The sequence below is a fragment of the Ancylobacter sp. TW_SC_1 genome (assembly GCF_056836805.1).
The window spans coordinates 2,605,828-2,625,282 of the sequence record NZ_CM166365.1 but is presented as its reverse complement, the minus strand read 5'-3'; the positions used below and the strand labels follow the sequence as shown (position 1 = coordinate 2,625,282).

General features: G+C 65.2%; 16 protein-coding genes. 8 read left to right on the top strand and 8 right to left on the bottom strand.

What is annotated here, in order from left to right; translation table 11 throughout:
• Positions 1 to 93: 93 nt before the first annotated feature.
• Both AC1PZ7_RS12125 and AC1PZ7_RS12120 read right to left on the bottom strand, forming a co-directional pair.
• Positions 94 to 768 (bottom strand): hypothetical protein, encoded by a 675-nt coding sequence (locus AC1PZ7_RS12125; RefSeq protein ID WP_482355480.1) that lies wholly within the window; start codon positions 766 to 768, stop codon positions 94 to 96.
• The gene (locus AC1PZ7_RS12120) at positions 758 to 2,953 is read right to left on the bottom strand and encodes an exopolysaccharide transport family protein (RefSeq protein ID WP_482355479.1); all 2,196 of its coding nucleotides are present in this window, start codon (positions 2,951 to 2,953) and stop codon (positions 758 to 760) included. The genes AC1PZ7_RS12125 and AC1PZ7_RS12120 overlap by 11 nt, the downstream gene beginning before the upstream one ends.
• Before the next feature lie 394 nt (positions 2,954 to 3,347).
• Here AC1PZ7_RS12120 and AC1PZ7_RS12115 point away from each other — a divergent pair, with 394 nt between their 5' ends.
• The 5 genes from AC1PZ7_RS12115 (at position 3,348) to AC1PZ7_RS12095 (ending at position 9,744) form a co-directional block, all read left to right on the top strand.
• Positions 3,348 to 4,241, top strand: a complete 894-nt coding sequence (locus AC1PZ7_RS12115) for a glycosyltransferase family 2 protein (protein WP_482355478.1) — start codon at positions 3,348 to 3,350, stop codon at positions 4,239 to 4,241.
• 1 nt (position 4,242) lies between these two features.
• Positions 4,243 to 5,322 (top strand): glycosyltransferase family 4 protein, encoded by a 1,080-nt coding sequence (locus AC1PZ7_RS12110; protein ID WP_482355477.1) that lies wholly within the window; start codon positions 4,243 to 4,245, stop codon positions 5,320 to 5,322.
• A gap of 133 nt (positions 5,323 to 5,455) precedes the next feature.
• Positions 5,456 to 6,493 carry a glycosyltransferase family 4 protein gene (locus tag AC1PZ7_RS12105; RefSeq protein WP_482355476.1) on the top strand — a complete coding sequence of 346 codons (1,038 nt, stop codon included), beginning with the start codon at positions 5,456 to 5,458 and terminating at the stop codon, positions 6,491 to 6,493.
• A 3-nt stretch (positions 6,494 to 6,496) separates the two neighbouring features.
• Entirely contained in the window at positions 6,497 to 7,945 is a 1,449-nt protein-coding gene (locus AC1PZ7_RS12100; RefSeq protein ID WP_482355475.1) for a hypothetical protein, read from the top strand.
• A gap of 485 nt (positions 7,946 to 8,430) precedes the next feature.
• Positions 8,431 to 9,744 carry an exopolysaccharide biosynthesis polyprenyl glycosylphosphotransferase gene (locus tag AC1PZ7_RS12095; RefSeq protein ID WP_482355474.1) on the top strand — a complete coding sequence of 438 codons (1,314 nt, stop codon included), beginning with the start codon at positions 8,431 to 8,433 and terminating at the stop codon, positions 9,742 to 9,744.
• A gap of 64 nt (positions 9,745 to 9,808) precedes the next feature.
• Here AC1PZ7_RS12095 and AC1PZ7_RS12090 read toward each other — a convergent pair whose 3' ends face one another.
• From AC1PZ7_RS12090 to AC1PZ7_RS12070, 5 genes are all read right to left on the bottom strand, one after another.
• Positions 9,809 to 10,813, bottom strand: coding sequence for a glycosyltransferase (locus AC1PZ7_RS12090; protein WP_482355473.1), 1,005 nt, complete (start codon positions 10,811 to 10,813; stop codon positions 9,809 to 9,811).
• A gap of 374 nt (positions 10,814 to 11,187) precedes the next feature.
• A complete protein-coding gene (locus tag AC1PZ7_RS12085) occupies positions 11,188 to 12,444 on the bottom strand; it encodes an aminotransferase class III-fold pyridoxal phosphate-dependent enzyme (RefSeq protein ID WP_482355472.1) in 1,257 nt (418 codons plus the stop codon).
• Positions 12,441 to 14,552 carry an ABC transporter permease gene (locus tag AC1PZ7_RS12080; protein WP_482355471.1) on the bottom strand — a complete coding sequence of 704 codons (2,112 nt, stop codon included), beginning with the start codon at positions 14,550 to 14,552 and terminating at the stop codon, positions 12,441 to 12,443. Before AC1PZ7_RS12080 ends, AC1PZ7_RS12085 begins: the two co-directional genes overlap by 4 nt.
• A complete protein-coding gene (locus tag AC1PZ7_RS12075; protein WP_482355470.1) occupies positions 14,549 to 15,646 on the bottom strand; it encodes an ABC transporter ATP-binding protein in 1,098 nt (365 codons plus the stop codon). The genes AC1PZ7_RS12080 and AC1PZ7_RS12075 overlap by 4 nt, the downstream gene beginning before the upstream one ends.
• Complete coding sequence (locus AC1PZ7_RS12070) at positions 15,646 to 16,617, bottom strand: extracellular solute-binding protein (RefSeq protein ID WP_482355469.1); 972 nt, start codon at positions 16,615 to 16,617, stop codon at positions 15,646 to 15,648. The genes AC1PZ7_RS12075 and AC1PZ7_RS12070 overlap by 1 nt, the downstream gene beginning before the upstream one ends.
• Before the next feature lie 102 nt (positions 16,618 to 16,719).
• Here AC1PZ7_RS12070 and AC1PZ7_RS12065 point away from each other — a divergent pair, with 102 nt between their 5' ends.
• Complete coding sequence (locus tag AC1PZ7_RS12065) at positions 16,720 to 17,589, top strand: LysR substrate-binding domain-containing protein (protein WP_482355468.1); 870 nt, start codon at positions 16,720 to 16,722, stop codon at positions 17,587 to 17,589.
• Between the two features lie 99 nt (positions 17,590 to 17,688).
• Here AC1PZ7_RS12065 and AC1PZ7_RS12060 read toward each other — a convergent pair whose 3' ends face one another.
• Positions 17,689 to 17,874 carry a hypothetical protein gene (locus AC1PZ7_RS12060; RefSeq protein WP_482355467.1) on the bottom strand — a complete coding sequence of 62 codons (186 nt, stop codon included), beginning with the start codon at positions 17,872 to 17,874 and terminating at the stop codon, positions 17,689 to 17,691.
• 83 nt (positions 17,875 to 17,957) lie between these two features.
• Here AC1PZ7_RS12060 and AC1PZ7_RS12055 point away from each other — a divergent pair, with 83 nt between their 5' ends.
• Together AC1PZ7_RS12055 and AC1PZ7_RS12050 are read left to right on the top strand one after the other, a co-directional pair.
• The gene (locus tag AC1PZ7_RS12055) at positions 17,958 to 18,203 is read left to right on the top strand and encodes a hypothetical protein (RefSeq protein WP_482355466.1); all 246 of its coding nucleotides are present in this window, start codon (positions 17,958 to 17,960) and stop codon (positions 18,201 to 18,203) included.
• Positions 18,204 to 18,333: 130 nt separating this feature from the next.
• A complete protein-coding gene (locus AC1PZ7_RS12050; protein ID WP_482355465.1) occupies positions 18,334 to 19,296 on the top strand; it encodes a DUF2971 domain-containing protein in 963 nt (320 codons plus the stop codon).
• Positions 19,297 to 19,455 lie beyond the last annotated feature (159 nt).

The window sequence follows — 19,455 nt, the reverse complement described above, 5'->3', positions numbered from 1 at the left end:
GCCGGCAAGCGCGTAGCCAGTGCAATAATGACACAATCTCCACAATTGCAGCCTCTGCGTGCGTATTCTTGGAGAGACGACTCCCGCAATGCGTCAGCGGCGGTAGAGCGGCGACGACGCCTCCATCTCATCCTGCAGCCGTGCGCGCTGGGGCGCGGGCAGCGACGCCAGAAGATCGCGCCAGGCGGGCAGAAACGGATCGGGAAAACGGCTCATCAGAACGACTTCGTAGACGAAGCGCTGCTTGGGCTCGTCACCAACGGAAACCCAGCGCCGCGCCAGGAACTGCACGCGGCGCAACATGTCCCCATATTCGTAAGGCCCCGCCAGGCCGGACATCTCCCAGGCGGCCAGGGACACCGGGCGCAGGGAAAGATCGCTCCACGTCATCTGCGCCAAGTCGATCCATGACGTGGCCCGCACGGGGTCGACGGCGAGCGCGGCAGAAAGTTCCTCGATCCCCTTCGAAGAGGGCGGTTCGAGCCCGCGCTGCCCGATGCTGAAATAGAGCAGGCGCGCCTTGTCCCTCAGCCCCCAGACATCCCGCCATCCGGCGAGCCGCTCACGCCTATCGACCTCCCGGTGGTCCTGAACGCCGCCGCCGTGCCGGCTGCCCCTGGCCCGCTCCATCTGCCATTCGACGGCGCCCATCCCCGCAAACTGGACTCCCTTGAAGGTCATCCAGCCCGCCACGGCGATAAGGACCAGCGAGAAGGCCACATGGCGCAGCCGCCGCCGGGCCGGCACCACACCGCCGTCAGCCGACATAGTATTTCTTGTAATAGGCCGAGGAATAATAGGAGTAGCGGCCATATTTCGGCGTTCGGCGCAGATCGATCATGTTGAGGACGATACCGCAGATCTTGCGGTCGCCGGGAATGCGCTCGATCGACTGGCGCACGAACTCCCGCGCCGTCGAATTCCAGCGGACGACGAACAGCACCTTGTCGGCAACCGGCGCCAGCACGGCCGCGTCGATCACCGGCCCGAGCGGCGGCGCATCAAGCACCACCAGATCGAAGCTCTGCCGCAACTGCTCGACGAGGTGGACCATGCGGGCGGAGCCCAGCAGGTCCGGCGGATTCTGGGTCTTGGCACCGGCACCCAGCACATAGACGCCGGACGAGGCGTCGCGATGCAGCATGCCCTCGGAGGAGGCCGTTTGCGCCAGCCATTCGACAAGGCCCGGCTTTTCGTCGAGTGCGAACAGCTGGGTGACCGAGGGGCGGCGCAGGTCGCAATCGATCAGCACGACCCGCTTCCCGGAACTGGCCGCCGACGCCGCCACGGACAGCGCGATCGACGTCTTGCCCTCGCCGGGAGAGGCCGAGGTGATCTCGACCACACGGGGGGGATTGTCCACATCCGACATCTGCACGCCGGCCCGCAGGCTGCGTATCGACTCGCTGAAGCGCGAGAGCGGCTTGGTCGCGAGGTAGTGCAGGATCGGAATGGCGTCCTTGGTCTTCTCCAGATCCGTGAAATCCGCCCACTCCACCGAAGCGAGCACAGGCAGCCCCGTCATCTCCTCCAGCTGGCGCGGATTATCGAACCCGGCATTGAACATGCCGAGCAGCGCCGCGAGCCCTACGCCCAGGACCAAGCCGAGGGTCGTTCCCGCCGCAAGGAAGAGGGACTTCCTGGGATAGGAAGGCGCACCCGACGGCAGGGCCGGCGTGATGATGCGCGCGTCGCGAATATCCATCTCCGAGCGCTCGGAGCTGACCTTCGACTGACTCAGAAACGTCTCATAGAGGGTGCGGTTGGCGGCGGCGTCGCGCTCGAGTTCGCGCAGCCTCACGGTGAGGGCGTTCTCCGCCGAATTCTGGCCGGAGGCGGCCGCGACGTTCGCCGCCATGGCGTTCGCCCGCGTGCGCGCCACGTCGTAGTCGTTCTCGAGGTTGGCGACGATGCGACTGATCTCGGCACTGATCTGCCGGTCGATCTCCCGGCGCTCGGCGCGCACATTGACCACCATGGGGTGGCGCTCGCCGTAACGCGTCACGAGATCGGCCTCGCGACCCGACACTTCCGCCAGACGGCTGCGGAGATTGGAGATGACGCCGGAACGCATCACGTCGGGAAGCGACGCGAGGTTGCCGCCCTCGTCCAGGATCTTCTTGGCCTGCTCGTATTTCGCCTGCTTCTCGGCCGCCTCCGTCTCGACCTGCACCAGCTCCGCGCTGATTTCGGACAGCTGCTGTTCGTTCAGGGAGCGCGTGCCCAGTGAGACAAGATTGTGCTCGGTGCGAAACTGCGACACCGCCTCTTCCGACTTGCGCAGGGAATCGCGCAGCCGCTGCAGCCGCTCATTCAGCCAGTCCGATGCACGCCGGGCGGCCTCGAACCGCGTTTCGAGCTGGTCGACGATGAAGGCGTCGGCGACGGCATTGGCCAGCCGCGCCGCGCGGTCGCGATCCGTCGAGGTGACGGAAATCTGCAGGATATAGGAGCGCCCGACGCGAACGACGTCGAGCGCCCCTTTCAGCTTGCCGATGGACGCCCGGACATCGTTGGGAATGCTGAAGCTTTCCGCTACCGGCTCGACGACCTCGCGGACCTCGCCATTCCAGGACGGGAACAGGTTCCAGAAGGCCGTCCGCCAGGACGGAGCCGACGCCTGGGCGCCGAATTCGGGATCGTTGACCAATCCCTCCCGTTCGACGACACGACGCAGCAGGTTGAGGGATTCAATGATGGAGACCTGGTTCTCGATCGTCGCGCTGACCGCGATCGAACCGGCGTCGACACCACTGAGTTCGGCCCCCAGAGCGACGCGAGACGTCTGATCGAGCAGGATTTCGGCGGTGCTCGTATAGCGCGGCGTGATCAGGAAAGCCGCCGCCAGGGAGAGCGCCATGGTCACGATCACGACGGCGCCGATAAGAAGTCGGCGGCGCAACAGGAAATCGACGACCTGATGCAGGTCGATACGATCATCCTCCTCGGGCACAGGCGCTCGCGAAATCTGTCCGTGCATAGTAACCATTCCAGATAGATACCCGGCAAAACAGCTCTGCGGCGCCCTGGCTCTCCCGATGTGAACGTTCGCGAGGTCTCCCAACCGTGGCGCGATTATACTGGACGGCCAATCGATTCATAGGGTCGGCATTCCGTCGGGATAGGATTGCGGCCAAACCAATTGCGCAAACACTTCACCGCTGTGGTAGTCGCGACAGGCTTGCGGTGCTTCCGTCGCCGTCCGTGCCGCGCGGTCCGATCGGCGGGTGGGATCGGCGGTGGCCGGGTGTTCATATCGAACGTCTGTGCGAGACGTCGCGCATCGCCTTGTCGTAGACGTGACCTATCGAACGATGCCGGGGCACTGGAAGTCAGAGAGGTCGTGCATGAGCAGCAGTCGCCGGCTTTCCATTGCGGTGGTGATCGCATCTCTCGGGCGGCCGGGGAATGTCGCGACACTGCTCGATCGACTGGCCGCACAGAGCCTGCTGCCGGATCAGGTCGTCCTGTCGATGGAGAGCCCGGCCGACGCACCGGCGGAAGCCGAGCATCCGTTTGGTCTGACGCGCATTTTCGGGCCGCGCGGTTCGTGCCAGCAGCGCAATCGCGGCCTGGACAGGCTGCAGCCCGATACCGACATCGTGGTGTTTCTCGACGACGACTACATTCCTTCCCGCTTCGCGATCGCGGGGATCGCGAAACTCTTCTCCGCCTTCCCCGAAATTGCCGGCGCGAGCGGGCGTCTGCTGGCCGACGGGATCAGCGGGCCGGGCATCGACTTCGACGCCGCGATTGCCATGGTGGAAGAGGAAGACGCCCGCGGCATGCCGGCCAGCATCGCCGTCTTCGATCCGGGCCCGGGGCTGTATGGCTGCAACATGGCCTACCGCATGTCGATGATCCCCGGCATCCGCTTCGACGAGAATTTGCCGCTTTATGGATGGCAGGAAGACATCGATTTCGGCGGCCAGATCTCCGGGCGCCTGATCTACACCGACGCCTTCCACGGCGTGCATTGCGGCGAGAAGCGAGGCCGCGACAGGAACGGCCGGCGGCTTGGATACAGCCAGATCGCCAACCCCTGGTACCTCAAACGCAAGGGCACCATGCCCGCTGCCTTTGCGCACAGGCTCATGTTGCGCAGCCTTGCGGCGAACCACGCGCGCGCCCTGCGTCCCGAGGCCTGGATCGACCGGAAAGGACGAGTGGCGGGAAACTGGCTGGCAATCCGGGACATTCTGCTGGGACGGGCGGATCCACGGCGGATCTTGGAAATCTGAGATGCCCGGCAAGACCCCTCTCCTCATCAACGGGAAGTTCATGTCGGCCGGCCCGACGGCCGTGCACCGGGTCGCGCAGGAGCTCGTCGCGGCATTGGCGCGGCTGGTCGGGGACCGCGAGCTGCGCCTGCTGGTTCCTCCGGGATTGTCGCAATTGCAGAACGATCCGGGGATACCGGCGATCCCCGTGGGGCGGTTCAGCGGGATCGCCTGGGAGCAGCTTTCGCTGCCCCTGACCGCGCGCGGCGGAATCTTGCTAAACCTGTGCAACAGGACACCGCTGATCACCCGTGACGGGTTCACCATGCTGCATGACGCGCAGGGCTTCACCTCACCGCAGTCCTATCCTCTGCTGAGCCGCATGTGGGGCCAGCTGCATGGCCGTACCGCCGGAGCGCGTCAGCTTGGGCTTCTGACGGTGTCGGAATTCGCCAAGTCCGAGCTGGTCGCTTTCGGCATCGCGCCGGCCGGGCGCATCCACGTCATCCCCAATGGCGTGGACCATGTCCTGCGCACGCCGGCGCAGGATGACATCGTCGCCCGGCTGGGGCTCGCGCCGCGCGGCTATGCGCTGGCTCTCGCCAACCTGCAGCCGCACAAGAACATCACCCTGCTGATCCGCGCCTTCTCGCGCCCGGCGCTGTCCGGCCTGAAGCTCGTCCTGGCGGGAAAGGCCAGTCGGGAGAATTTCGCCGCCGCCGGCATCGTGGCCACCGACAATGTCGTCTTCGCCGGCTTCGTCTCGGATGGCGAGATGCGCAGCCTGCAGGCGCAGGCGCTCGCCGTCTGCACCCCCTCGCTCACCGAGGGCTTCGGCCTGCCTCCGGCGGAGGGCCTGCGGCTCGGCACGCCCGCGGTGATCGCGCCCTGCGGCGCGCTGCCCGAGGTCTGCGGGCCGGGCGCGCTGCGGGCCGACCCGTACGACCCCGCCGCCTGGGAGGCGGCGCTGCTGCGGCTGCGGCAGGAGCCCGAGCTGTGGAACCGCCTCGCGCACGCGGGACAGGAGGTCGCCGCGCGCTTCACATGGCACGCCGCCGCGACGCGCCTGATCGAGGTGATCGACGCGGCGACGCCGGATTGAGAAGGGACTTCGGTTGGACATCTGCATCAATGGTCGCTTTCTCGCCGGCCCCGCCGCCGCGACCTATGCTGTCGCCGAACACCTGACACGCGCCCTCGCCTCTCTCCTGGTACAGGATAAAGGCCCCGACGGCGTGGGAGCGGCCAGTATCCTCGTGCCGACCAACGCCCGGCACATCGACATGGGCCTGCCCATGGAGACGGTGGGGCGGCTGTCCGGAAACCCCTGGGAGCAGATATCCCTGCCGCAGGCCGTCAAGGGACGGCTTCTGCTCAACTTCGCTGCGCGTAGCCCATTCTTCGTGAGAAATTCGCTCACGATGGTCCATGACGCGCAGATCTTCACCTCTCCCGCCTCCTATTCCCGGGCGTTCCGGACAACGCTGGCGGCGAATATCCGCCTGGCCGGAGCGCGTCAGCTTGGGCTTCTGACGGTGTCGGAATTCGCCAAGTCCGAGCTGGTCGCTTTCGGCATCGCGCCGGCCGAGCGCATCCACGTCATCCCCAATGGCGTGGACCATGTCCTGCGCACGCTCCCGCAGGATGAAATCGTCGCCCGGCTGGAGCTCGCGCCGCGCGGCTATGCGCTGGCGCTGGCCAACCTGCAGCCGCACAAGAACATCGCCCTGCTGATCCGCGCCTTCTCGCGCCCGGCGCTGTCCGGCCTGAAGCTCGTCCTGACGGGAAAGGCCGGTCGGGAGGATTTCGCCGCGGCCGGCATGGTGGCCACCGACAATGTCGTCTTCGCCGGCTTCGTCTCGGATGGCGAGATGCGCAGCCTGCAGGCGCAGGCGCTCGCCGTCTGCACCCCCTCGCTCACGGAGGGCTTCGGCCTGCCGCCGGCGGAGGGCCTGCGGCTCGGCACGCCCGCGGTGATCGCGCCCTGCGGTGCGCTGCCCGAGGTCTGCGGGCCGGGCGCGCTGCGGGCCGACCCGTACGACCCCGCCGCCTGGGAGGCGGCGCTGCTGCGGCTGCGGCGGGAGCCCGAGCTGTGGAACCGCCTCGCGCACGCGGGACAGGAGGTCGCCGCGCGCTTCACATGGCACGCCGCCGCGACGCGCCTGATCGAGGTAATCGACGCGGTGGCACAGGGCCGATCCGGCGCAGATCCGGACATGGCCCGCGACATGGCCCGCGACTTGCCAGCCAAGATCAGACAGGCGGGCGACTGACCGATGGAAGCCCTGCTGCCGATCGCCATCTACTGGAGCCTGGCCGTATGGGGGGTGTTCTCGCGGCGCCCGGTGCTGCTCTGGCTGTTCTTCGGAATCCTGCCGTTCGGAACCCTGGCGATCGTGCCGCCGCAGCTGACCGGCAATCTCTCCCTCGTGGGATCCTCGATGACCGCCGCCCTTATCGTGGCTCGGCAGTTCCTGTTGTATCGCAATGGCCTCCAGTCCCTCGGCAAGCGTGCCCTGCGCGGCGACGGCCTTGTCCTGCTGCTTTTCTGGGGTGTCGGGCTGGTCGTCACGTTCTTCGCTCCCCGGCTGTTCGCCGGCCAGATCGATATCGTGCCGATGACCGTGTCCGACTTCATGGAGATCATGCCCCTGACGCCGACCAAGCAGAACTTCTCACAGTTCGCCTATATCAGCGTGTCGGTATTCTCCGTCTTCGCCTTCGCCCAGATCTTCCGCTCGCCGAAGATGCGCCCTCTGTTGATCCGCGGGATCATGTTCTCGAGTACGATCACGGTCATCACCGGCATACTGAGCTATCTGTCGTCTTTCCTGCCGCTCGACCGCTTCCTGGACATCTTCAAGACCGCGCAATACGCCATATTGGACAGAGCGACGCTCTCGGACGGCACCCTGCGGATAACGGGCCTCATGCCCGAAGCCTCGTCCTTTGGGGCGCTGACCTTGACGCTTCTGTCGTGCCTCTATTTCCTCCGACGCATGATCGACGATCGCGTGCAGATGTTGCGCGCGAACATGCTTGTCGTCGCGATGGCGATCTTGCTCGCAATGTCCACCTCTTCGGGCGGGTATGTCGGGATCGGGGTTCTCGTCGGCCTGATCGGCCTTGACTGGTTCACAAGAGTGTTCCGCATCGCGCGACCGAAATTCCTGGTGCGCGGCGTGCAGCTGGAGTTCTTCCTCGCCCTTGCGGGCCTCGGATTCGTGGCCGCGGCGCTCATGATCGCTCCGAACATGTTCGACCCCGCCATCGCGCGCATCGACGAGCTGGTCTTCAACAAGACCGAGACCGGCTCCTATATCGAGCGCAGCATGTGGACGAGCAGCTCTTTCGAGGCGGGGCTCGACAGTTACCTCGTCGGCGTCGGCCTGGGCTCCACGCGGGCATCGAACTTCGCCGTATCGATTTTTGCCAGCACCGGGATACTCGGCTTCCTGCTCTATTTCGGCTTCGTCATACGGCTGATGCTGCGTTCTGCGCCGGCCGGCGACCCCTATGGCCAGATGATGTGCAGCGCGCTGAAATGGTCGTTCTTCCCCCCGTTCATCGTCAGCCTGCTGATCGCCACCACGCCGGACTTCGGCGTGTTCGAAGCCCTCAGATTCGGGGTGTTGCTGGCGCTGACGCAAGGGCTGGCCGTCCGGCACGCCGGCGTCGAAAGCCTCCGCGACGGAACGCAGCCCGTGGCCGCGCGGGCACGCTGACGCGGCCGGGCCGTGTCGGCCAAGAAGTGCTGCGAGAACATCGCTCCTGCGATGTGGACATCGCTGCGCCCCTTCCTTCCCACCCGTGCCGGCATTCAAGCCTCGCATTCACGGGCGAGTAGAAGGCGGCCTGAACCATCCGAACTATTCCAGCGAATAAATGAATAAAGCCAACTAAAAACGTTTCAATTTTCAAATCATTCGTCAAAATCGGGCACGAAGACAGATCGACACCCCAGATTGACTTGACTGGGGGATGCGGTGGCGCAATGATGATCAAGGGGCACTTTCGCCCATTCTTTGTGCAAGCCCGTTACGGTTTCCCGATACCGACGCGTCGCTTCAACGCTTCAATTGTGCATATTCAGGATCATTGACGCATGAGCGCTTACGGCGGCCGATCCGACGCCAGTTGCGGCGGAGATCGGGCTGCGCGATTTCATGACCTGCTTTTCCGGTACAGGGCTTCGCTTCGTCTCGGCCTGATGGGGGGAGCCGCCGCCGCCGACGTGGCGGCGATCGTGGTGGCGTGCCTCCTGGGATCCGCCCTGCGCTATGGCGATCCGCTCGCGGGCAATTGGGAGCAGAGCTTCTTCCTTTTCGCGCCAACCTACCTGCTCGCGGCGCTGGCGTTGCGTGCCTATCGGGTACCCACGCTCGCTTCGCTGAGCCGCTCCATTCTGGCCGTCTACACCGCCCTGCTCATCGCCACCGGCACCTCGCTGAGCGCGGCCTTCGCGCTGAAGGTCGGCAGCGTGCTGTCTCGCCTGGAAACCGGCTATACGTTGGTGCTGGCGTTTGTATTCCTCACCCTGGTGCGTCTGGGCGGCATCTATCTCATCCGCCGCGTCTTCCTGCTGGTTGTCGAGCCGCGCCTGATCGTGTTGACGGATGGCAGCGATACCGAGCTGCCGGCCGGCAATCGCCTGACAAAGCTGCTCGATGTCCGGAAGGCGGGGTTCGTGCCGGCGCTGCAGGATCCGCGCTTCTTCGACAATCTCAGCCGCGCGGTCAGCTATGTCGACCGCGTGGTCCTCGCCTTTTCCGACATGAACGAGCGGCTGAAATGGGCGGAGGCCATGCGCCTGAGCGGGCTTGACGCCGAGATCATCGTTGACGTCAAGGGCTTCAAGCCGCTCGCCCTGTCGCACTGGGCGGATCGCACGACGCTGGTCATCTCGCGCGGCCCGCTCAACATTGGCGAGCGCCTCATAAAGCGCGCCTTCGATCTCGCGGTGGCCATTCCGCTGCTTCTCGTGGCGGCACCGGTCATCGCCGTCGCGGCCGTCATGGTGAAGCTGGACACGTTCGGACCGGCCTTCTTTGTCCAGGAACGCGTGGGCCGGAACAACCAGACCTATCGCTGCTTCAAGCTGCGAACGATGCACCTCGACGGCAGCGACGCGACAGGCAACATATCGACGTCACGCGGCGACCGGCGCGTGACCCGGGTCGGACGCGTGCTGCGGCGGACCAGCATCGACGAGCTGCCGCAGCTCATCAACGTCCTCATCGGCAATATGAGTCTGGTGGGACCGCGACCGCACGCGCTGGGTTCGCGCGCGGAAGGGGCGCTCTTCTGGGAACTGGTGCCGGATTACTGGACCCGGCACTCGGTAAAGCCGGGCATGACCGGTCTGGCCCAGATCCGTGGTCTCCGCGGCGCGACGCACAGCCGCGTCGATATCGAGTGGCGTGTGGCCGCAGATCTCGAATACATCAACAACTGGTCGCTCTGGCAGGATGTGAAGATCCTCATCCTGACGCTGCGCGTCGCCATCCACCCCAATGCCCATTGAGATATCGCGCAGGTGAGATGCCGCGCGCGTGGCCGCCCGCCCCGCGAGCGCCGGCTCCCGTCGATCAGGGCAGTCTGAAGTGCGGGCTCTCGCCCATGCGCCCGGCCAGTCCGTCGAGAATGGCGCGCGCGACGACGCGCCCCTTCCTGAAGCGAGCCTGAAACACCGTCGTCAGACCGGCGACGACGATCCACGCCGCGGCATTGAGGCAGTAGCGCGGCCCGCCATGGCCACGGACATGCCTCTCCCAGAAAACCTTGTTGCGCAACAGATAGTAGAGGCCGAGATCGGAACGGCCATCCGTCGGCCTGTCCACCGAGTCCCTGCGCTGGCGCCCGGCCTCCTCGCTACAGACCTCGTCAATGTCGTCGATCCGTGCGTCTGGCACGACGATCAGGGGCTCCCCGATCTCGGACATCCGGTACGTGTACTCGGTGTCGTCGAAATACAGGCAATACCTCTCGTCGGGAAACCCTATCCTTTCGACGGCTGCCCGATTGAACAAGCATCCGCCATAGGGGCCGAAGGGAATGCGGGGCAGGCTTTCTCCATGGCCCGAAACGGATGTCGCTGGCGCCCTGAACGGGTCGCCCAGCCTGCGCCATGTCGTCGACAGGATATCGAAGTCCAGGAACAGATGGGGCTTGCGATCGATCCCACCGGCGGCGAGCCGCCCGTCGGCGATCAGATCAAGGCTGGGCTGGATCAGGTGCCGTCGGTATCCGATGACGGCAGACGGACCTCCCCCGCCCTCTGCCTCGGCGCGATGCATGACGGTCATCAGCTTCTGAAGGCTGCCCTGCTGCAGGACGTTGTCGTCGTCGAGCAGCAATATGTAGGACGCCCCGTCATCGAGGGCCCTGCGAAGGCCGAGCGCATTGCCCACGGCCGGTCCCGCATTCCGACCGACCGCCATCACATTCAGCCAATCCCCATGGATCGGCGTCAGGACCTCGCCGGGCGAGGGCGAGGCGCCATTGTCGACGAGGATGCAGGAAGCAACCCCCTCCTCCCTGGCGCGGGCAAGGCTGCGAAGCAGATATGGCAACCGGTTGCCATAGGTGAGCATCACAGCCGTGATCCCGGATGCGCGATCGGGAGGTGAAGGCACATTCATCTCGCGGCTGAATCCCATCAAGTCTGCGATGCCGACCTCTGAGTATCCTGATACATCGTTCGTCGCGCCCTTACTCGAAATTATCGTTCAATCATCCGCCGATATGAAGGGGATACAGGCGCGCAAGAGCAGGCCGGCCGGGTTCGAACCGGCAAGCCTCTCGAACATCGCGCCCCGTATCGGCGACGGAGCCAGGAAGGTGGGGCTTCGTTCTGCGCTCCCGTCGGGCCGGCCTCGACGCCGACCAGGCATTGGCGGCAGCGGACGGATCCCGGGCCGGCGGCCCCTCGGCGCGGCCGGCATAGCCTATTTGGCGGCCGGTAACTTCAGGCCGGTCGCGCCGGCCGGCCGGCTTTGGAGCCGACCCGCTCGATCCGCCCGAGCACGTCGTCGACCTCGTCGTCGGTGACGACGAGCGGCAGCGACAGGCCGATGCTCGCCGGCCCCTTCGAGGTGGTGGACAACCCTTGAGCGAAGCATGCCTCCACCAGCCGGCCGGAGAAGGCGTCGCCCGGCACCATGTCCGAGAAGGACGCGTCGAACTCGACCGCCAGCAGCAGCCCGAGGCCGCGCACCCTCACGATGAAGGGCGTTCGCCGCGCCATCTCGTCGATACCGGCGACCAGCCGCGCGCCCATCCGGGCCGCCTGCGCCACCAGCCCGTCCCGTTCGATGATCTCCAGCGCCGTCAGCGCCGCACGCGTGGTGAGCGGATTCTTCTCATGGGTGTAGTGGCCGAGTTCCAGCTCCGGCGCCACATTCAGGCGAGCGTCGGCGATGACGGCGGCGATGGGGAGGAGACCGCCGCCCAGCGCCTTGCCGAGCACCACCATGTCCGGCGTCGCGCCAAAATGCTCGAAGGCGAAGAAGCGCCCGGTCTTGCCGAGGCCGGAGGGGATTTCGTCGAAGATCAGCTTGGCGCCATGGGCGTCGCACAGCCTCCTCACCTCGGGCCAGAGCATCGGTGGGGGCACATGGCAATTGGAGCGCAGGGGCTCGGCGATGACGGCGGCGATGCCGGGGGAGCGCGCGAAGATATGGCGCATATCCTCGATCATCCGCTCCGGCCCGTCAGGGCCGTGCCAATAGGGCGTCACATGATGGCGCCCTGGCAGGAACGGCCCGAGCCGCGCATCCGGCCGTGCCTGCGACAGCCCGAACGCCCCGAAGCCATGGCCGTGATAGGACCCCTCCAGCGAGATCGTCTCATGCCGCCCGGTGGCGACACGGGCCAGCTTCAGCGCGATCTCGACGGCGTCCGACCCGCCTGTGGCGAACAGCACCCGGGCCGGTTCGCCAGGCCAGTGCGCCAGCAGCTTCTCCGCCAGGAGGATCGCCGGCTCGTTGGTGAAGCGGCGCGGCGCGAAGGCCAGCGTGTCGAGCTGGTCCTTGAGCGCGGCGACCAGCTCGGGATGGCGGTGGCCGAGATGGTGAGCGGTGTTGCCGTGCAGGTCGATGAAGCGGCGGCCCTGCATGTCCTCCAGCCAGATGCCGTCGGCCGCGCGCAGCGCTCCGAGGCATGGGCTGGAGCCGGTCTGATGGAAAAAGGCGGCCGCGTCGCGTCGGACCAGGTCGTCTGTCACAGGCTGGCTCGCTGGGGCATGAGGGAAAGGCGCGGCAGGGAAAGCCGGCCAAGGTTCAGCTTGCGGTTCTCGATCAGCCACGCAAGCCCCATCGCCGCCAGCGCGAAGCCGAGCAGGACGAGGCTCTTGGCGGCGGCATAGCCATAGTCGCCCGATGTCGCGTGATTGAAGATCGCCACCGAGGCCAACTTGTGATTGCCGGACACCAGGAAGATCACCGAGGACAGGGTGGTGAGCCCATCGATGAAGACATAGAGCATACCGAGCAGCAGCGCCGGCCGCAGCATCGGCAGCGTCACCCGGAAGAAGCGCGAGACCAGCCCGGCGCCGAGGCTCTCCGCCGCCTCGTCGACCGAGCGGTCGAGCCGTTGCAGCGCCGCGCGCGCCGCCAGCACGCCGACGAACAGGTTCGAGAACAATATGTTCAGCACAAGGATGGCCGACGTGCCGGTGAGCGACAGGGCGGGAATGCCGAACGGAACATTGAAGGCGACGATGTAGCCGATGCCGAAGATGATGCCCGGCAGGATCGCCGGCACCAGCGCCAGGAACATGATGAGATTGGCGCCGGGCGGGCGCAGCCTCTCCACGACATAAGCGACGATGACCGCGAACAGGCCGCCGACCGGACCGGCGATGCCGGCGAGGCGCACGCTGTCCCACACCAGGTCAAGCCCGCGCTCCGAGCTGCCATAGCCGGTGCCGGACAGTCCGACATCGACCCCGGCACGGGCGAAATAGCCGAGCGTGAAACCCCAGTCGACGCCCCAGACCCGCGTCACCGCGCCGAGGGCCATGGTGCCATAGACCGCGAACACCAACGCGACGACCGTGCCGGTCATGACGCCGAGTCCGGCGCGCCAGTGCGCCGGCATCGGCAACTCGGAGCGCGTTCCGCCGGCGCCGGCATAGGATTTGCGGCGCCCTATCAGCTCGAGCCCGAGATAGAGCAGCAGCGAGGGGATGATCAGCCACATGCACAGCGCCGCCGCCAAGGGGGTGTTCCGATAGGCGGTGATCTCGTCATAGACGATGCCGGCCAGCACCGGCGTATCGCGACCCAGGATCATCGGGTTGCCGAAATCCGTCAGGCTCATGATGAACACCAGAACGATGGCGCGCTTCATCGCCGGCCATGCCAGCGGCAGCGTGACATGGCGGAAGGTGCGTGAATGCGCGGCGCCAAGCCCGGCGGCGGCCTCGTTCACCCGGCCGTCCTGCGTGCGCAGCACATTGTCGAACACGATCAGCGCGGCCGGCATGAAGGACAGCGTCTGTGCCAGCACGACGCCGAAGAAGCCGTAGAGATTGGTCTGGTCGGCATCGATCAGGCCAAGCCCCTGGTCGAGCAGCGTATGCGTCACCAGCCCGCGCCGGCCGAACAGCATGATGGTGGCGGTGGCGATCAGCACCGGCGGCGCCACCAGCGGCATCAGCAGCACGACCCGCGTCGCGCCCGGCCACGGCACGCCGCCGCAATTGATGCCATAGGCCAGCGCGAAGGCCAGCGAGACCGTGAACAGCACCGATATGCCCGCCAGCGCCAGGCTGTTGAGCGCGGCGCTGCGCAGATAGGGAACATCGAAGACCCTGAGATAGTGGTCGAGGCCCCAGCGGTCCTCCGTCCCGTTGCGCAGCGCGTCGAATTTGGCGGTGCCGAGCTGGTCGCGCACCTTGAAGGCCAGCGCGGTGCGCTTGTGCAGCATCACATGGGCGATGGCGGTATCGCGATGAATTGCCGTGCGCTGGTCCGCCGGCAGCGCGGCGAGTGCTGCCGCCATCGCCACGACCTGATCGGAATAGGCGGCCTTGCAGTCCCAATCGACGGGCACGCCGTTCAGCCCGAATGCCGCCGCGGTCGCGTCGACCTCTTCCGTCTGGTTCGCGGTCTCGCTCCAGCGGCTGATCAGGCTCGCGCGTTCGCCGGGAGGCAGCTTTTCCAGCGCCTCCTCGGTCACGGCTTTCAGCTTCGCCAGCGGCATCGGGCCGGAAATGACGAAGCTCTCCACCAGCACCGCGCCGATCGGGTAGGCGATGAAGACGAAGAGGATCAGTGCGACGGTGGCGGAAAGCACGCTGCCGGGGAGATGCCGAAGCGACGGCGTCATCGACCGCGCCCCTCGGCCAGAACGACCGCGCGCATCGCGTCCGGTCGCAGCGACACGTCCAACCCGCGGGTCCAAAGGCTCGCCTCATGCGAGGGACGGTCGGCGGTCACCACCCGGCCCGAGGCGAGCCTCACGGTGAGCCGAACATTGGCGCCAAGGAAGGTCACGGTGTCGACCTGCCCGGCGAGCCCGCCCTCGCCCGTCGCCAGCGCGATGTGCTCCGGCCGGTAGACGGCTGTGACGACGGTACCCCGCAGCACGTCGGCCGGCACGGCCAGTGGCCAGAACTCGTCGGCGGAGTCGAGGCCGCCCGCGGCCACCCGGCCCTCGACGAGGTTCGAGATGCCGATGAACTGCGCGGCAAACAGCGAACGCGGCCGATGATAGATCTCCATCGGCGAACCGATCTGGTCGATACGCCCGTCGCGCATCACCGCCACGCGGTCGGACAGCGCGAGCGCCTCCTCCTGGTCGTGCGTGACATAGACCGTGCTGATGCCGAGCCGGTCGACGATGGCGCGCAGTTCGGTCCGCAGCTTCACCCGGATGCGGGCGTCGAGCGCCGACATGGGCTCGTCCAGCAGCAGGATCTCGGGATCGGAGGCCAGCGCCCGGGCCAGCGCCACGCGCTGCTGCTGGCCGCCGGAAAGCTCGTGCGGATAACGCGCCAGCAAGGGAGCGATCTCGACGAGATGGGCGAGCTCCGTGATGCGCCGGTCCCGCGCCGCCCGGCCGCCGGTCAGCGCGAAGCCGATGTTGGCGGCCACCGTCTTGGTGGGAAACAGCGCGTAGGACTGGAACACGAAACCCATGCGGCGCCTGGCCGGCGGCATATGGGTGACGTCCTGCCCCGCCCGCAGCACCTGCCCGCCATCGGGCTGCGCGAAGCCGGCGATGATCCGTAGCAGCGTTGTCTTGCCGCAACCGGAATCGCCCAGCAATGTCACGAACTCGCCCCTGGCCAGTTCGAACGACACCCCGTCCACCGCCCGATGGCCGTCATAGCGCTTATGGACATCGCGAACGGCCAGATGCGGCCGGCCCTGGTCCAGGGTCGGCCGCGCCGGCACGCGCAGGAAGCTCGTGTCGTTCATTACTGCTTCAGGATCCGGCTGGCGAATTCGCGCCGGAACGCGGCGATGTCGACCGGGCGGCGCATCTGCCACAGCGTGATCTGCGAGAGATCGACGAGGCCGTGACCGGGAACCGCCGTTGCGCCGACGACCTTGCCGAGCACGGCGGCGGCTTCCTCGCTCGCCATGAAGTCGAGGAAGATCTTCGCTTCCTCCGGGTTAGGGCCGCCCGCGACCAGGCCACCGCCCTCGGTCACGTTCGGGGTGATGCGGCCATAGACGATCTCGACCGGCTTGCCGGACGACCTGGTCTCGAAGCAGGTGGTGTCGAAGGTCAGGCCGATCGCCACTTCCCCCGCCGCCGCCAGCGCCGCGCCGGCCGAGCCGCCGTCGGCGTACTGATAGACGTTCTCGTTGAGATTCTCGACGAAAGGCCAGCCAAACGCGTCGACGAAAGTGGTCAGGATCGCCCCGCCGGTGCCGGACTTGAGCGGCGACGGCAGCGAGATTTCCTTCTTGTAGATCGGCTTGATCAGGTCTTCCCAGCTGGTCGGCATCGGCAGTTCCTTCTGCGCCAACCGGTCCTTGTTCACCACCATGCACATCGTGGTAGCGAAGTACTTGCTGTAGAAATCATCCGGGTCGCGGAAGGCCGGGGCGATCTTGCTGTCCTTCGGCGCATAGGGCTCGAACACGCCGGCCTGCTTGAGCTGATCGAGCGCGACATTGTTGACGAGGTAGACGACATCGGCCTGCGGCTTGGCCTTTTCGGCGATGGCGCGCTCGGTGATCGGACCGGTGGAGCCGGACACGAACTTCACCTCGATGTCCGGGTATTTCGTCTTGAAGGCGCCGACCAGCGCGCTGTTGACGCTGTCCGAGGCGTTGTAGATCACCACTTCCCTGGCCAGCGAGGCGGTTGCGCCAAGGGCGATCAGGCCCGTCGCAAAAACGGTGGCTCGGGCCAGTTTCTTCATCGAAATCACGTGCATCGGTCTCTCCGGCGGCGGGGGAGTTGAGGTCCGTGATATAAGTGTCGTTAAAGTGTGTGACGCCAGAATGAAGCCGAACTTAAGTCGCGAGAACCGCCCGCCATGAACTTCGCCCAGCTCCGTGCCTTTCATGCCGTGGCCACCCATCGCACCTTTTCTCAGGCCGCCCAGGCGCTCGGCGTCAGCCAGTCGGCCATCACCCAGCACGTGAAGTCGCTGGAGGATGCGGTCGGCGCGCGGCTTTTCCTGCGCACCGGCGCGGGCATCGAGCTCACCCCGGACGCGCGCGATCTCATGCCCCGCGTGCGGCAGGTGATGCTGATGCTCGACGATATCGGCGCGCGGATGGACGACGGGCGCACCCTGCATGCCGGCTATCTGGCGATCGGCCTGTGCGCGCCCTATGTCGCCATGCCGCTGCTGGAGCGCTTCACTGCGCAGTATCCCGGCGTGCAGCTCGATGTGCGGCTGGAGAATTCCAGCAGCCTGCTCGACCTCGTGGCGCAGCACCGGGTGGACGTCGCCATCGTCACGCTACGCGCGCCGGATCCGGCCTTCGCCTGCGACCACCTTCTGGACCAGAGCGTGCTGATCATGGTCCACGCCGCGCATGCGTGGTGGGAGCGCGACAGCGTCACGGCGCGCGAGCTGATCGGCCAGCGCCTTGTGCTGCGCGAGCCCGGCTCGATGACGCGGCAGCTGTTCGAGAGCGCGCTGGCACGCGACGCCATCACGATCGCCCCGCATATGGTGCTCGGCAGCCGCGAGGCGGTGAAGGAAGCGGTCGCGGCCGGCATCGGCGTCGGCATCGTCATGGACCGCGAACTCGGCTTCGATCCCCGCCTTCGCGCGCTCCCGATCAGCGACGCGAACACCACCGCGGGCGAATATCTCGTGACACGGCGCGAGACCCGCAGCCTCGGCGCGGTCGCGGCCTTCGCCAGCATCGCCCGCGAGGTGTTCGGAAGCTGACACCGTGCGGTTCGCTGCCGGCCCGGACATCCGTGACGATCGGACGCCGCGGCACATTGGTGCATCAGTGCCGGCTGGCGCTGCCGCCCTGTTCTTCGCTCACGCGTTCCCGACCCAGCCGCGCCAGGTGAAGGCGGCGTAGAACAGGCTGACGTTTGAAAAACCGCCAGCCTGGAGGATCGCCTCGTCCTGCTCGGGACTAAAGCTGTTCAAACTCGTCGCGACGGCGGCACGCGCCTTTTGGACCTGTTCGGGATCTGCCCCGGACGCGATCGGGTAGGCCATGTAGCGGTCGAGCCAGACCTCGCGCTCATCGGCGCCCTGAGGAAAGCTGGCATGCGCAGCAACGAAGGGCGCGCCGCGGCGACATGCCCAACCTCACCCCGGCTATGCGCGCCAATCGCGAGCGTGCCCATGCCTTCCGGCAGCGCCACGCCGATACCTTCCCGGCGCTCTTCGAGGCCGAAGACCACTATCGGCAGGGTGGCAGTAAGGAGGTGCTGATCGGCGAGATTGAAAGCGCCTGCCGCGAGCGGCCGGACCTCGCGGACGACATCCGCGACGTGTTCCGGTGGACCGAGCACGACGATTCGGTGGAGTGGCTCGGCTCGTAACGCCTGCTCCGCACTCAAGAGCGCCCGGCAAACACGCCGGGCGCTTCTATTTGATTGGATACGCCCGTCACAGCCGACGATATGATCAATGGCACTTCCGAATCATGCGGACAGACGGTGTCATCCCACCATGAACACCAGAGGCACAAACCGGGATTTTCTTCTCTCGCACTACACCTCTGAGGCTGGACTTAGAGGTATTTATGAATCGGGCTGCTTACGCGCGACCGAATTTACCGGTTTGGAGGACGAGACAGAGTTCGTTTTTGGATTTAAATACATATTCAAAGCTGTTGCCAACCGAATGAAGAACGCCGTTCCGGCGGATGCATTCAATCAAACGCTAGATGATCGGCTTGTATCTCAATTTTATGAAGCAATATGCCAATCAATATTTAGCACCGCTTCATCTGGAATCGGATATGGCCACCCGTATATGGCTTCATTTGCCAAAGCAGATAATTCCGCCCAAGATGAGCATGGAGTATTAACCCTATGGACTCAATACACAAAACAAACGGGATATTGCCTTCAATTTAACGTCAAAGACATTGAAAAACTAGTTCATAAAGAATCAAGCCAACATGCATACCAACACATATCATTTGAAAGAATAAAGTATGGCATTGATAATAAAGATCCCGAATTTGAATATTTGGTAGATCAATTGTTTAGCAGATACGCCAAAGAGGCTTATAAACTTACGAATGATCGTCGATGGCTATCAGGAATTTCTTCTATATATGACGAAACACGTTTTATCAGGCGACTTTCTGTTTTCTGTGGAACACACAAAAGTCCCGCTTATATTGACGAGAGAGAGCATCGGATATTTGCGATCCCTCACAGTCAATCCACTTATGAAGTTCTAATTGGGATAAGGCGACCGAAGCCTATTTACTCGATTGAAAAGTTTGGCAGGCAATGTCGCCATATTCTACTTAACGAAGGATGGCTTCCGGGGATTGCCCCATGCAGAATTCTGCTAGGGCCTAGGGCTATTCGATCCGCTGAATGGATTGAGGGACTGTATCCCCGCCCGGGACATCACCCTTGGCCGGTAATTCAACCTTGTGGGATTGCGGTTCGATAGCTGGCCATAGGGATATTACGCGCCCTCGTTAAGGCGCCATTGATTCCACGAGAACGAAAAGAGAACAAAAGGCCGTTTTGCCTCCCGATTTCTCCCGTCATTTTCTCCCGGATTTCACTACAGGTGACAAGCCAAGCGATTGAAACATATAGCAAAATC

Excerpts from the sequence above, each read along its gene's own strand:
- AC1PZ7_RS12125 (WP_482355480.1), bottom strand. The coding sequence starts at position 768 with ATGTCGGCTGACGGCGGTGTGGTGCCGGCCCGGCGGCGGCTGCGCCAT.
- AC1PZ7_RS12115 (WP_482355478.1), top strand. The coding sequence starts at position 3,348 with ATGAGCAGCAGTCGCCGGCTTTCCATTGCGGTGGTGATCGCATCTCTC.
- AC1PZ7_RS12110 (WP_482355477.1), top strand. The coding sequence starts at position 4,243 with ATGCCCGGCAAGACCCCTCTCCTCATCAACGGGAAGTTCATGTCGGCC.
- AC1PZ7_RS12100 (WP_482355475.1), top strand. The coding sequence starts at position 6,497 with ATGGAAGCCCTGCTGCCGATCGCCATCTACTGGAGCCTGGCCGTATGG.
- AC1PZ7_RS12095 (WP_482355474.1), top strand. The coding sequence starts at position 8,431 with ATGGGGGGAGCCGCCGCCGCCGACGTGGCGGCGATCGTGGTGGCGTGC.
- AC1PZ7_RS12090 (WP_482355473.1), bottom strand. The coding sequence starts at position 10,813 with ATGCTCACCTATGGCAACCGGTTGCCATATCTGCTTCGCAGCCTTGCC.
- AC1PZ7_RS12080 (WP_482355471.1), bottom strand. The coding sequence starts at position 14,552 with ATGACGCCGTCGCTTCGGCATCTCCCCGGCAGCGTGCTTTCCGCCACC.
- AC1PZ7_RS12075 (WP_482355470.1), bottom strand. The coding sequence starts at position 15,646 with ATGAACGACACGAGCTTCCTGCGCGTGCCGGCGCGGCCGACCCTGGAC.
- AC1PZ7_RS12070 (WP_482355469.1), bottom strand. The coding sequence starts at position 16,617 with ATGCACGTGATTTCGATGAAGAAACTGGCCCGAGCCACCGTTTTTGCG.
- AC1PZ7_RS12065 (WP_482355468.1), top strand. The coding sequence starts at position 16,720 with ATGAACTTCGCCCAGCTCCGTGCCTTTCATGCCGTGGCCACCCATCGC.
- AC1PZ7_RS12060 (WP_482355467.1), bottom strand. The coding sequence starts at position 17,874 with ATGGCCTACCCGATCGCGTCCGGGGCAGATCCCGAACAGGTCCAAAAG.
- AC1PZ7_RS12055 (WP_482355466.1), top strand. The coding sequence starts at position 17,958 with ATGCCCAACCTCACCCCGGCTATGCGCGCCAATCGCGAGCGTGCCCAT.
- AC1PZ7_RS12050 (WP_482355465.1), top strand. The coding sequence starts at position 18,334 with ATGAACACCAGAGGCACAAACCGGGATTTTCTTCTCTCGCACTACACC.